Origin of the sequence: Pantoea sp. Mb-10, from assembly GCF_021272205.1 — a bacterium.
Taxonomy (GTDB): domain Bacteria; phylum Pseudomonadota; class Gammaproteobacteria; order Enterobacterales; family Enterobacteriaceae; genus Pantoea.
On the sequence record NZ_JAJSDX010000007.1, the window covers coordinates 67,878 to 81,053 of the forward strand.

Genomic DNA, 13,176 nt, shown 5'->3' on the forward strand with positions numbered 1-13,176 from the left:
AGGTAAAAGTGCAGCAGATAGCCCGCTCTGTCGCCCTCGCATTTAATAATTTGCCGCGCCCCCACCGCGTTATGCTGGGATCATTAACCGTTGTCACGTTGGCCGTCGCTGTTTGGCGGCCTTACGTTTACCATCCACACGACGTTGCGCCGATTGTCAAAGACATCACGCTGGACAAAAACGCCCTGCGTAATCTGCTGCCGGAAGCCAGTGAGCCGTTGGACCAAACCACGGCGGCACCCGAAGACGATATTCCTGCGGATGACATTGATAACGATGTTTCCGACGCGCCTGACGCACATGATTACACCGTTTCCGCCGGCGATACCTTGAGCAGTGCGCTTAATCAGTATGGCATTGACCTCAGTGATATCAATGCGCTGGTCAGCAGTGACAAAGATCTTCGGACGCTGCGTATTGGTCAGCAGCTAAGCTGGACGCTCAGTGAGCAGGGGCAGCTGCAGGATTTCACGTGGGAAATTGACCGCCGCGAAACGCGCGTCTATACGCGTCAGCCGAATGGCACCTTCACCATGCAGCAGCAGATGCAGAAGGGCGAGTGGCAAAACAGCGTGCTGAAAGGCGAAGTGCGTGGCAGTTTCGCCGCCAGCGCGCAGCGCGCAGGGTTGACCAGCGCCGAAGCCAGTAGCGTCATCAAGGCGATGCAGTGGCAGATGGATTTCCGTAAGCTGCGTGCCGGCGATGAATTCAGCGTATTAATGTCACGTGAAATGCTGGACGGCAAAAGCGCGCAGAGTCAGCTACTGGGCGTGCGTCTGCGCACCGGCGGTAAAGACTATTACGCGTTCCGGGCGGAAGATGGCAAATTCTACGATCGCAAGGGCTCTGGCCTGGCGCGCGGGTTTATGCGTTTCCCGACGGTGAAGCAGTACCGCGTATCGTCGAACTTTAATCCGCGTCGCCTCAATCCTGTTACCGGTCGCATTGCACCGCACCGCGGCGTTGATTTTGCGCTGCCAATTGGCACGCCCGTGTTGGCGGTTGGCGATGGCGAAGTGGTGATGGCGAAAAACGGCGGAGCAGCCGGCAACTATGTGGCCATTCGCCATGGTCGCCAGTACATGACGCGCTATATGCACCTCAGCAAGGCGTTGGTTAAACCGGGGCAAAAAGTCAAACGCGGCGATCGCATTGCGCTCTCGGGCAACACAGGACGCTCAACCGGCCCGCATCTGCATTATGAAGTGTGGATCAACAATCAGGCGGTTAATCCGCTCACGGCCAAGCTGCCGCGGATGGAAGGCCTGACCGGGAAAGATCGCAGCACCTATCTGACGCAGGTGAAAAGTTATCTGCCTCAGCTCGCGTTTAAATAACGGCCTGACGCAGCCATACGTACAAAAACCGACGCTAAACACGTCGGTTTTTTGCTATCTGCTGCAGGATGATTGCAAATTTACCCGTCGCCACTATCATTGAGCCGTCATTTTCAGAGGCGAGTGCATGGAAACCCGAAAAAAAAATAACAGTGAGTTTATTCCCGTTTTTCAACGTTCATTTCTCAAGCCGAAATACTGGGGAAGCTGGCTGGCGATTGGGGCGCTGGCGGGTATGGCGATGTTACCCGCCAGGGTGCGCGATCCCGTGCTGGGCGGATTGGGTAAATTGGCCGGCAGGCTGGCGAAAAGTGCGCGCCGTCGTGCGCTGATCAATCTCTACTACTGTCTGCCGGAACTCAGTGATGCGCAGCGAGAAGAGATTGCTGATCGTATGTTTGCTACCGCGCCGCAGGCAATGGCGATGATGGCGGAATTGGGCATGCGCGATCCGGCGCGCGTCCGTCAGCGCGTGGACTGGCATGGCCGTGAGATCATCGACGCCTTGCAGGCGAATCAAGAAAACGTGATTTTCCTGGTGCCGCACGGTTGGGGAGTCGACATTCCGGCGATGCTGCTGGCCTCGGAAGGGCAGAAGATGGCAGCCATGTTCCACAACCAGAGCGATCCGCTGATGGACTTCGTCTGGAATACCGTACGTCGTCGTTTTGGCGGGCGGATGCATGCGCGCAACGACGGCATTAAGCCGTTTATCGCCTCTGTGCGGCAGGGCTATTACGGCTATTATCTCCCGGATCAGGATCACGGCGCGGAACACAGTGAGTTTGTGGATTTCTTTGCCACCTATAAAGCCACGCTGCCTGCGGTAGGGCGCCTGATGAAAGTGTGCCGCGCCCGCGTGGTTCCTCTGTTCCCGGTCTATAACAGCGCCACGCATCGCCTGGATATTTATGTGCGTCCGCCTATGGACGATCTGCTGGATGCGGATGATGTGACGCTGGCGCGCCGTATGAACGAGGAAGTGGAGATCTTTGTGCGCCCGCATCCCGAGCAGTACACCTGGATTTTGAAACTGCTGAAAACGCGTAAAGCCGGGGACATTGAGCCCTACAAACGCAAAGAGTTATTTCCGCGCAAATAACCATAAAGGGGCCGAGGGCCCCTTTTTTATTCGACGCTCGCCACGTGGCTACGTCGTTTGCGCTCGCGCAAGAACAGCGTGACCAGCCCGAACCACAGGAGGCCCGCCGTAAAGTTAATGGCGCTGAACCACGGCGTTCCGCCGCTGAAATAGCCGCTCTTGGCCAATTCAATGCCCAGCGCCAGTGTCAGGATGCTGATCATGCCCAGCATGGCGGCGATGCTGCCTTTGCCTTCGCTACTGGCGTAAAGCGTTAGTCGGTAGAGTCCGGCGTTCACCATGCCTGCGCCAAAGGCGTAAAGGCTGAGACCCGCGGTCAGCAACAGATAGGTATGGCTATCCAGCAGGTTTGCTATGAGCGCAATGCTTAAACCAATAAGAATGGGCCAGGCGGCAAATTTAACCGGCTGTTCAATGGGTACCCGGCCCGCGAGTTTACTCAGGGTAATATTGCCGCCAATCATGGCAAGAAACACCGGCAGCTGCAGCAGCGCGTACTGCATGCGTGATAATCCTTCATCGTGCATCAGGATCACCGGCGAGAGCGCCACCCACGTCAAAATGGGAATAAATACCAAGCCAATGGCGAATGAGCCGTACATAATCTGCCGATCGCGCGCCAGCCGCAGATAGGCTCGCGCTAAATTGGGCAGCGCAACCGAATGATGACGATCGCCTGCCGTCTCGGGCATGATGCGCCACAGCACCAGGAATGCGACCAGGCTACACGCCGCAAACAGCCAGAACATGCTGCGCCAGTCACCTACCGTGAGCCATGCGGCGCCTGCCAGCGGGCCAGCCAGCGGTGCCAATAGCGCCACGTTAGCCATCAGCGCCATCATGCGCACCGCCAGCGCCTCTTCAAAGGCTTCTTGTATTGCGGCATACCCCACCGCACCGATAAAGCACAGGCTGATGCCCTGCATAAAGCGCAGCGCGACAAACTGCTCTATGGTCTGAACCCAGTTGGTTAGCAAACAGGCGGCGGCAAAAAACACGATGCCAAACAGCAGCACAGGGCGGCGGCCATACTTGTCCGAAAGCGGCCCCAGTAGCCACTGCAGTACCACGCCCCCCATCAGATAGGCGGTGAGCGAAGTGGAAACCCACTCGGGACCAACGTTAAATTCCGTGGTCACCTGCAGCATGCCCGGCTGGATCATGTCATGGGCAATATAGGTCGCAAATTCAAACAGCACCAGCGCGAGAGGAAACAGCAGAGCGCGCCCGGTGAGCTGTGAGAGAGGACGATAGCGGGCCATCTGGCCTCCTTGTCAGTAAATGAAAACGCGACTGCCAGGCAGTCGCGTTTGTCCATGGTGTACAGCCGCTGGGAAAAAGCGTGACGATTAATCGACGCGTAAAACACGGCTGGTGTTGGTGGTGCCCGTGGTAGCCATCACATCGCCTTGGGTCACAATCACCAGATCGCCTGAGACCAGGAAGCCTTTATCACGCAGCAGATTAACGGCATCGTGCGCGGCGGCAACACCGTCATTGTTGCTGTCGAAAAACACCGGCGTCACACCACGGTACAGTGCGGTCAGGTTCAGGGTGCGTTCATGACGCGACATCGCAAAAATCGGCAAGCCCGAGGTAATGCGCGAGGTCATCAGCGCCGTGCGGCCTGACTCTGTCATGGTGATAATCGCGGAAACCCCTTGTAAATGGTTGGCCGCGTACATCGCTGACATCGCAATGGCCTCTTCGATATTATCAAACTGCACGTCAAGGCGGTGCTTAGAAACATTGACGCTGGGGATCTTTTCCGCGCCCAGACAGACTTTTGCCATCGCGGAAACGGTTTCCGCAGGATACTGACCCGCAGCGGTTTCGGCAGAAAGCATGACCGCATCGGTGCCATCCAGCACGGCGTTAGCCACGTCCATGACTTCGGCGCGCGTGGGCATCGGGTTGGTGATCATCGACTCCATCATTTGCGTGGCGGTGATGATCGTACGGTTCAACTGACGCGCGCGGCGGATCAGCGCTTTCTGGATACCCACCAGCTCAGGATCGCCAATCTCGACGCCCAAATCGCCACGGGCAACCATCACGACGTCAGAAGCGAGGATAATATCATCCATGGCTTCCTGGGTGGCTACCGCTTCGGCACGTTCCACTTTCGCCACCAGTTTTGCATCGCAGCCAGCATCACGCGCCAGGCGACGAGCATAATTCATGTCTTCGCCGTTGCGCGGGAAAGAGACGGCCAGATAATCCACGCCGATCTTCGCGGCGGTGACGATATCCAGCTTGTCTTTTTCGGTCAGCGCTTCTGCAGACAAGCCGCCGCCCAGTTTATTGATGCCTTTATTATTGGAGAGCGGGCCGCCCACCGTGACTTCGGTGAACACTTTCACGCCTTCCACGCTCAGCACTTTGAGCTGCACGCGACCATCGTCCAGCAGCAGGATATCGCCGGGCACCACATCTTCAGGCAGCCCTTTGTAATCGATGCCGACTTTCTCTTTGTCGCCTTCGCCTTTGCTCAGATTAGCGTCCAGCAGGAAACGGTCGCCCACATTCAGGAAGACTTTGCCTTCCTTAAAGGTTGAAACGCGAATTTTGGGGCCCTGGAGATCGCCCAGGATAGCCACGTGGCGGCCTAATTTAGCCGCGATTTCGCGCACTTTGTCCGCGCGCTGCTGATGATCTTCCGGTGTGCCGTGCGAGAAGTTAAGTCGAACAACGTTGGCACCTGCCGCGATGATTTTTTCAAGATTATTATCACGATCGGTAGCTGGGCCGAGGGTTGTCACGATCTTGGTTCTTCTGAGACGTCTGGACATGAAGGACTCCGTTTACTAAGTATCGTGTCGCGCTCACGGGGACACGGTAGGGTTGCCTATTCTGTATGCGTGATAGGCTGTGGTTCGACTCACAGGGTGAATGTGATAATACCTTCTACTGTGCAGTCATGCATAGCGCCGGGGTTCGTCGCGTCATGCGGGCCGATCTCGTTAGCTGGCAACACTGCGGCCAGGTAATGTGCAGCGCATGGACGGCTTCGTGAAAGCGGTTACATTCACCGGGCGAGCCAGTTCTATCATATTTTTCTTGCGACCAATATGCGTGATGAGAACAAACACGTCATTTGGTGCACTATTTATGCATCTCATGCGCTAGATCACACTATGATTAAGCCGAACAAAATCCCCCTAAAACAAGGGGGCGGACACCCTAAACCCTGTCGCTGACCCAGCCAGCGCCCTATGCGAAGCGGTAAAGCGCAGCGCCAGATAAATGCTTGCCTGCGGTTTTTGGCATACTTTACAGACGTGCAGCGCTCATCCAGACAAACATCGATACAGAAAAAGCGGCGCGATACGTGCGTTGATGCCGCTTTTTGCGCCATCTTATTCATAGTTATAGAGAAAGCCACACCGTATCCGGGTTGTTCCGGTGCGGGGAAAAAAGTACATTGTGCCGTAACAAAAAATACAATCAGGACCCGGAATGATGAGGACACTCAAACCGGGACCATCCTGCAACGAGGAGAGGAATATGGCGGTAACACAAACAGCCCAGGCATGCGATCTGGTGATTTTCGGTGCCAAAGGCGATCTTGCTCGCCGGAAACTGCTGCCTTCGCTGTATCAGCTGGAAAAAGCCGGCCAGATCCATGCTAACACGCGCATTATTGGCGTAGGGCGCGCGGATTGGGATAAAGCGGCGTACACCAAGGTGGTGCGTGAAGCGCTGGAAACCTTCATGAAAGAGAAGATTGACGAAGCGCTGTGGGATACGCTCAGCGGCCGTCTCGACTTCTGCAACCTCGATGTGAACGACACGTCGCACTTCACCAAATTGGGCAAAATGCTCGATCAAAAAGAGCGTGTGACCATTAACTATTTCGCCATGCCACCCAGCACCTTTGGTGCCATCTGCGAAGGCTTGGGTGCGGCAAAACTGAACGCCAAGCCCGCTCGTGTGGTGATGGAGAAGCCGCTCGGCACGTCGCTGGAAACCTCGCGTGAGATCAACGACAGTGTGGGCAAATTCTTTGATGAAAGCCAGGTGTTCCGTATTGACCACTACTTAGGTAAAGAGACGGTGCTGAACCTGCTGGCGCTGCGTTTTGCCAACTCGATCTTCGTCAACAACTGGGACAACCGCACCATCGACCACGTGCAGATCACCGTGGCGGAAGAGGTGGGCATCGAGGGGCGTTGGGGCTACTTCGACAAAGCGGGCCAGATGCGCGATATGATCCAGAATCACCTGCTGCAAATCCTGACCATGATCGCCATGTCCCCGCCGTCTGATCTTTCCGCCGATGCGATCCGCGATGAGAAAGTCAAAGTCTTGCGCTCGCTGCGTCGCATCGATCAAACCAACGTGCGCGAAAAAACGGTACGCGGACAGTACACCGCCGGTTTTGTGCAGGGCAAAAAAGTGCCGGGCTATCTGGAAGAAGAGGGGGCCAACAAGCAGAGCGCCACAGAAACGTTCGTCGCTATTCGCGTGGATATCGACAACTGGCGCTGGGCGGGCGTGCCTTTCTATCTGCGCACCGGCAAGCGTCTGCCGACCAAATGTTCAGAAGTGGTGGTGTACTTCAAAAACCCGGAAATGAACCTGTTTAAAGATTCTTACTCAGAACTGCCGCAGAACAAGCTGACCATTCGTCTGCAGCCGGACGAAGGCGTGGATATTGAGATCCTGAACAAGGTGCCGGGGCTGGATCACAAGCACAAGCTGCAAACCACCAAGCTTGATCTGAGCTATTCCGAAACCTTCAACCAGTCGCACCTGGCGGATGCTTACGAGCGCCTGCTGCTGGAAAGCATGCGCGGGATCCAGGCGCTGTTTGTGCGTCGCGATGAAGTAGAAGCGGCGTGGGCCTACGTGGATTCCATTATTGAAGCGTGGGGGGCAGACGGCGACGCCTCAAAACCATACCAGGCGGGCACGTGGGGCCCGGTGGCCTCAGTGGCGATGATCACTCGCGACGGACGTTCCTGGAACGAATTCGAATAACCCGTCTTAAAAGCCCGCCAGTGAGCGGGCTTTTTTGTGGCTGTCGACAGCCACGCAAAAATGAACCGGGGTTTTAAAAATCGTAAACAGCGGATAGACGACACACTTACCGATCTTGTATGGTAGACCCCTCTCTTACCCCCGGCCGACAGCGGCGCCGAATGTGCTAAAGGAAACGCAATGAAAAACTGGAAAACGAGTGCTGAACAGATCCTCACCACGGGGCCGGTAGTGCCAGTGATTGTGGTCAATAAACTGGAGCACGCGGTACCCATGGCGCGCGCGCTGGTGGCAGGGGGAGTGCGTGTGCTTGAGGTGACGTTGCGCACCCCGGTGGCGATGGATGCACTGCGCGCGATGATCCGCGAGGTGCCGGAGGCTATCGTGGGCGCCGGTACGGTCATCAACACGCAGCAGCTCAAAGAGGTCACTGATGCGGGTGCGCAGTTCGTGATAAGCCCCGGACTGACCGAGCCCTTGCTTAAGGCGGCGGTGGAGGGACCGGTGCCATTGATTCCTGGCATCAGCACGGTGTCGGAATTAATGACCGGAATGGATTACGGTTTGCGCGAATTTAAATTTTTTCCCGCAGAGGCCAATGGCGGCGTAAAAGCGCTGTCGGCAATCGGTGGCCCCTTCCCGCACGTTCGATTTTGTCCCACTGGCGGGATCACGCCCGCTAACTATCGTGACTACCTGGCGTTGAAAAGTGTGCTGTGTATTGGTGGCTCGTGGCTGGTACCGCCCGAAGCGCTGGAAAGCGGCGACTGGGCGCATATTACGCGGCTAGCGCGCGAAGCGGTGAGCGGCGCAGCAGCGCGATAAGCAAGACAGGGCGCACTGACGTGCGCCCGGAAGATGTCTTACCCTTGAACCTTCACCGCCGCAGCGCTGGCAATCGCCCGGGCGACGGCGTCATCGGTGCTGTCGCCGGTGGCCAGCGCAACACCAAGACGGCGCTGACCCGCAATCTCCGGTTTGCCAAACAGCCGCAGCTGCAATCCCGCGCCCAATGCTGCCTCGACATTCATAAAGCGCACGTTTTGGCTCTCCAGCTGCGGCAGAATAACGGCCGACGCCGCCGGACCGTATTGACGAATGGCACCGATCGGCAGGCCCAAAAACGCCCGCACGTGCAGGGCAAATTCAGACAGATCCTGTGAAATCAGCGTCACCATGCCGGTGTCGTGCGGGCGCGGCGAGACTTCGCTGAAAATGACCTCGTCGCCGCAGACAAACAGCTCCACGCCAAACAGGCCGTAGCCGCCGAGCGCCTTCACCACTTCAGCGGCAATGGCCTGCGCGCGCTGCAGGGCCGTCGCGCTCATCTGCTGCGGTTGCCACGATTCGCGATAGTCGCCATCTTCTTGCCGATGGCCAATCGGCGCACAAAAATGCACGCCATCGACGGCACTGATGGTCAGCAAGGTGATTTCAAAATCGAATTTCACCACCCCTTCCACAATCACCCGGCCTGCGCCCGCACGTCCACCTTGCTGGGCATAATCCCACGCGTGGTCCAGCTGGCTGGCATCGCGGATAAAGCTTTGCCCTTTGCCTGAAGAGCTCATCACGGGTTTTACGATGCAAGGAAAACCAATGTGCGCTGCGGCTTCAACAAAGGCCGCTTTGCTGTCGGCAAACTGATAGGTGGAGGTGGGCAATGACAGCGTCTCGGCGGCCAAGCGGCGAATGCCTTCACGGTTCATGGTCAGGCGTGCGGCGCGTGCGGTTGGCACCACTTTCTGGCCTTCTGCTTCTAGCGCCAGCAGCGTTTCGGTGGCAATGGCCTCGATCTCCGGCACCACGAAATCAGGTTTTTCCTGCGTGATGAGCGCGGCCAGCGCATCACCGTCGAGCATGTTGATCACATAGCGACGGTGCGCGACGTGCATCGCGGGCGCATCGGCGTAGCGATCTACCGCAATCACCTCGACGCCCAGGCGTTGGCACTCCAGAGCGACCTCTTTTCCCAGTTCGCCTGACCCTAACAGCATCACACGCGTGGCCGCAGGGCGCAGCGCGGTTCCCAGTGTTGTCATAATTTCACCTTAGCAGTCAAAATGCGCGCGCAGTATAAACGAAAACGTTTGCGTGCTCACGTTTATCCTGACGGTGGCTTTGCTGTACTTTGCTGCCTCTGACGTTATCTGACAAAGACTGCGGCAGCATAAAGGGCGGAAAAGTAAACGGGAGTTAAACGATGAGCCATTGGCTGCAACAAATTCAATCCCTGCTGACAAAGAAGAGCAGCACAAGCGCGAGCGGCCTCAGTGACATGCTGGCACCGGGTGCATTGGGTGGCCTTGCCGGTTTGCTGGTGTCCAGCCAATCGGCACGTAAGCTGCTGACGAAATACGGCGGTAAAGCCCTGATTATCGGCGGCGGCGCCGCAGCGGGGACCGTGCTGTGGCGCAAATATCAACAGCGAATACGCGAGTCGCATCAGGATGAACCGGGCTTCGGTCAGCAAGCCTCACCGCCGGACCAACGCGCCGCGCGCTTGATCACCGCGCTGGTGTTCGCCGCGAAAAGCGACGGACACATTGATGCCAGAGAACGTCAACATCTCGACGACGCCATTCATCAAGCAGGTTACGGCGCACAGGCGGAAGCACTGATCCAGCAGGCGCTGGCGCGTCCGCTCGATCCTCAGGGTCTTGCGGCGGAAGTCAAAAACGAGCAAGAGGCGCTTGAACTCTATTTACTCAGCTGTGCGGCGATCGACATCGACCATTTTATGGAGCGCAGTTACCTCGCGGCGCTGGGTGAAGCCCTGAAAATCCCGCCGGACGTTCAGGCTGACATTCAACGTGACATTGCCGCAGAGCAAGCCGCTTAACCGCCTTGGTTAAAGAACCTTTCACCATTCCACACAACGACGCGGCGGTGCACCTCGCAGCACCGGCGCGGGCATCGCCATCAGGACCAGGCTAAAGCCGTTGGCGCATCGCGTTTACGGCTTGTCAATGCGCGCGACCAGTGCCACGCTTGCAAGAGATTGTTTGATAGCCAAGGACTTTTTTATGAAACAGCCGCAGGCAAAAAAAATCCCCCATGCGTTGACGCTGCATGGCGAGACGCGCATTGACAACTACTACTGGCTGCGCGATGACGATCGACAAGACCCGGAGGTGTTGGCTTACCTGAACGCAGAGAATGCCTACGGTAAGGCGGTCATGGCACCGTTGGAACACCTGCAAGAGCGGGTGATGCAAGAGATCGTCGAGCGCATCCCCCAGCAGGACCACTCGGTGCCGTATGTGAAAAATGGCTACCGATATCAAAGCCGCTATGAGCAAGGTAATGAGTATCCGGGCTATTTCCGCCAGCGTATTGATGCGCCTGAAGATGAGCCGTGGCAACTGCTGCTGGATGGCAATCAGCGTGCGGCGCACAGCGATTTTTACACCATGGGCGCGCTGGCCGTATCGCCCGATAATCAGGTGATGGCGCTCGCAGAGGATTTTCTCTCGCGTCGCCAGTACGGCATTCGTTTTCGTAATTTGAGCAGTGGCAGTTGGTACCCTGAAGTACTGATTGATGCCTCATCCAGCGTGGCGTGGGCCAACGATTCGCGGACGCTTTACTATGTGCGTAAACACCCGAAGACGCTGCTGGCGTACCAGGTTTGGCGGCACGAGTTGGGCCATCCGCAGTCTGACGACCAGCTGGTGTACGAAGAAAAAGATGAGAGTTTTCACCTGAGCGTGCATAAAACCACCTCGGAGCACTTTATCCTGATCGCGCTCTACAGCACCACCACCAGCGAGATCATGCTTGTCGATGCGGCTTACCCAGACGCACAGCCCCAGGTGTTTTGCCCACGCCGCCGCGACCATGAATACAGCATCGATCACTACGACCATCAGTTTTATATTCGCTCGAATCGCGACGGCAAAAATTTTGGCCTCTACCGCAGCCAGTGGCTGGCGGAAGCCCGTTGGGAAACCCTGATCGCACCGCGCGATCACGTGGTGATGGAGGACTTCCAGCTGTTTCGTCACTGGCTGGTGGTGGAGGAGCGCCAGCGCGGCGTAAGTACGTTGCGTCAGATTAACTGGCAAACCGGCGAGAGCTTTGGTATCGCCTTTGACGATCCTGCCTACGTGACCTGGCTTGCCTATAACCCTTCTCCGGAAAGCGACACCGTGCGCTATGGCTACTCTTCCATGACCACGCCCACGACGCTGTTTGAGCTAAATATGGAAACGGGTGAACGCCGCGCACTCAAGCAGACGCCGGTGCCGGGCTTTGCTTCGGAGGAGTATAAAAGCGAACACCTGTGGATCACCGTGCGCGACGGCACCGAGGTGCCGGTTTCGCTGGTCTATCACCGCAAACATTTTCAGCGCGGCAACAATCCGCTGCTGGTGTACGGCTATGGCGCTTACGGCAGCAGTTTGGATGCCAGCTTTGGCACCAGCCGCCTGAGCTTACTGGAGCGCGGCTTTATCTATGCCATTATCCACGTACGAGGCGGCGGAGAACTGGGCCAGCAGTGGTATGACGACGGTCGCCTGCTTTCAAAGATGAACAGCTTCACCGATTTTATCGACGTGACCGAGGGGCTAGTGGCAAAAGGGTATGGCCATCCTCAGCAGCTATACGCGATGGGCGGTAGCGCTGGCGGATTGCTGATGGGCAGCGTTATCAATTTGGCCCCGTCGCTGTTCAACGGCGTGGTTGCGCAGGTGCCTTTTGTGGATGTCGTGACCACCATGCTGGACCCCAGCATTCCGCTCACCACCGGTGAATATGACGAGTGGGGGAACCCAGAGGAGGCTGAATTTTACCGCTATATTCGCCAATACAGCCCCTATGACAACGTCGAAGCCAAAGCGTATCCGCACCTGTTGGTGACCACCGGTTTGCACGATTCGCAGGTGCAATACTGGGAGCCTGCAAAATGGGTGGCCAAGTTACGCGAGCAAAAAACCAATGACGCGCTGCTGTTGCTGTGTACCGACATGGACTCCGGCCACGGCGGCAAGTCGGGACGCTTTAAATCGTATGAGGGCGTCGCCATGGAGTTTGCGTTTCTGATTGGGCTTGCCCAAGGTTGCTTATCCCGCGAAAGCGATCACTGATCGCTTTTCACGTATTTACGCAGCGCCTGCCGCAGCGGTGGGCGCAAATCGCGCACATTTTCCAGTACCCAGCGTAGATAGCCCGGATCTTTACGCGCAATGCTGCCAATACTTTGTCCGCGATATTTGCCGAAGGGAAAGACATCGCCGCTGATTTCAGCAGGCTGGCAGCGGGCCACCATTTCACTGACGCTCCAGCCTGACGTTTCCATAATGCGAATCAGCAGCGCGGCGGTGACGTAGCAATCGTAGAGCGCGCGGTGCGCATGAAGATCGGCGGGCGGGAACACCTCAAGCTTGAGACTCTGACGCAGCGCCTGGTTGCCGTATCGAATACCGGGCCACAGCTGGCGCGCCAGCGTCATGGTACAGATCCACTCTCCGGGCAGGGTGGGCAGCATGCGGCGATCAAAACTGGCGTTGTGGGCCACGTAGTGAGGACTACCGTGGTAGCGACCAATGGCTTCTTCAATGCTGGGCTTATCGGCGACCATGGCTTCGGTGATGCGATGCACGGCCATCGCTTGGCGGCTGATAGGCCGATCGGGGCAGATCAAGTCGCTCATAGGGTTAACAATGTGGCCGTCAATCACATCCACCGACGCCACTTCAACCACGCCACCCTGAAGGCCGCAGGTTTCCGTATCGATTACGCGTAACATAA

Annotated in this window: 10 protein-coding genes; 6 read left to right on the forward strand and 4 right to left on the reverse strand. The window is 57.1% G+C overall.

Features of this window, described 5'->3' with window-relative positions:
* The first annotated feature begins 8 nt into the window (after positions 1–8).
* Entirely contained in the window at positions 9–1,337 is a 1,329-nt protein-coding gene (gene mepM / locus LU196_RS15210) for a murein DD-endopeptidase MepM (protein ID WP_232759824.1), read from the forward strand.
* A gap of 127 nt (positions 1,338–1,464) precedes the next feature.
* Positions 1,465–2,439, forward strand: coding sequence for a lauroyl-Kdo(2)-lipid IV(A) myristoyltransferase (gene lpxM, locus LU196_RS15215; protein WP_232759825.1), 975 nt, complete (start codon positions 1,465–1,467; stop codon positions 2,437–2,439).
* A gap of 26 nt (positions 2,440–2,465) precedes the next feature.
* Here the strand turns inward: lpxM and LU196_RS15220 are convergent, their stop codons facing one another.
* Both LU196_RS15220 and pyk read right to left on the reverse strand, forming a co-directional pair.
* A complete protein-coding gene (locus tag LU196_RS15220; protein ID WP_232759826.1) occupies positions 2,466–3,701 on the reverse strand; it encodes an MFS transporter in 1,236 nt (411 codons plus the stop codon).
* Positions 3,702–3,788: 87 nt separating this feature from the next.
* Positions 3,789–5,231, reverse strand: a complete 1,443-nt coding sequence (gene pyk / locus LU196_RS15225; RefSeq protein ID WP_232759827.1) for a pyruvate kinase — start codon at positions 5,229–5,231, stop codon at positions 3,789–3,791.
* Between the two features lie 715 nt (positions 5,232–5,946).
* Here pyk and zwf point away from each other — a divergent pair.
* Together zwf and LU196_RS15240 are read left to right on the forward strand one after the other, a co-directional pair.
* Positions 5,947–7,422, forward strand: coding sequence for a glucose-6-phosphate dehydrogenase (gene zwf / locus LU196_RS15235; RefSeq protein WP_232759828.1), 1,476 nt, complete (start codon positions 5,947–5,949; stop codon positions 7,420–7,422).
* Between the two features lie 180 nt (positions 7,423–7,602).
* On the forward strand, positions 7,603–8,247 hold the full coding sequence (locus tag LU196_RS15240; RefSeq protein ID WP_232759829.1) for a bifunctional 4-hydroxy-2-oxoglutarate aldolase/2-dehydro-3-deoxy-phosphogluconate aldolase: 645 nt from the start codon (positions 7,603–7,605) through the stop codon (positions 8,245–8,247).
* A gap of 38 nt (positions 8,248–8,285) precedes the next feature.
* Here the strand turns inward: LU196_RS15240 and purT are convergent, their stop codons facing one another.
* The gene (purT, locus tag LU196_RS15245; RefSeq protein WP_232759830.1) at positions 8,286–9,464 is read right to left on the reverse strand and encodes a formate-dependent phosphoribosylglycinamide formyltransferase; all 1,179 of its coding nucleotides are present in this window, start codon (positions 9,462–9,464) and stop codon (positions 8,286–8,288) included.
* A 161-nt stretch (positions 9,465–9,625) separates the two neighbouring features.
* Here purT and LU196_RS15250 point away from each other — a divergent pair, with 161 nt between their 5' ends.
* Both LU196_RS15250 and LU196_RS15255 read left to right on the forward strand, forming a co-directional pair.
* A complete protein-coding gene (locus LU196_RS15250; protein ID WP_232759831.1) occupies positions 9,626–10,264 on the forward strand; it encodes a tellurite resistance TerB family protein in 639 nt (212 codons plus the stop codon).
* A 184-nt stretch (positions 10,265–10,448) separates the two neighbouring features.
* Entirely contained in the window at positions 10,449–12,512 is a 2,064-nt protein-coding gene (locus LU196_RS15255) for a S9 family peptidase (RefSeq protein WP_232759832.1), read from the forward strand.
* On the opposite strand, the gene exoX is transcribed toward LU196_RS15255, so the two are convergent.
* Positions 12,506–13,174, reverse strand: coding sequence for an exodeoxyribonuclease X (gene exoX / locus LU196_RS15260; RefSeq protein WP_232759833.1), 669 nt, complete (start codon positions 13,172–13,174; stop codon positions 12,506–12,508). The genes LU196_RS15255 and exoX overlap by 7 nt on opposite strands.
* Positions 13,175–13,176 lie beyond the last annotated feature (2 nt).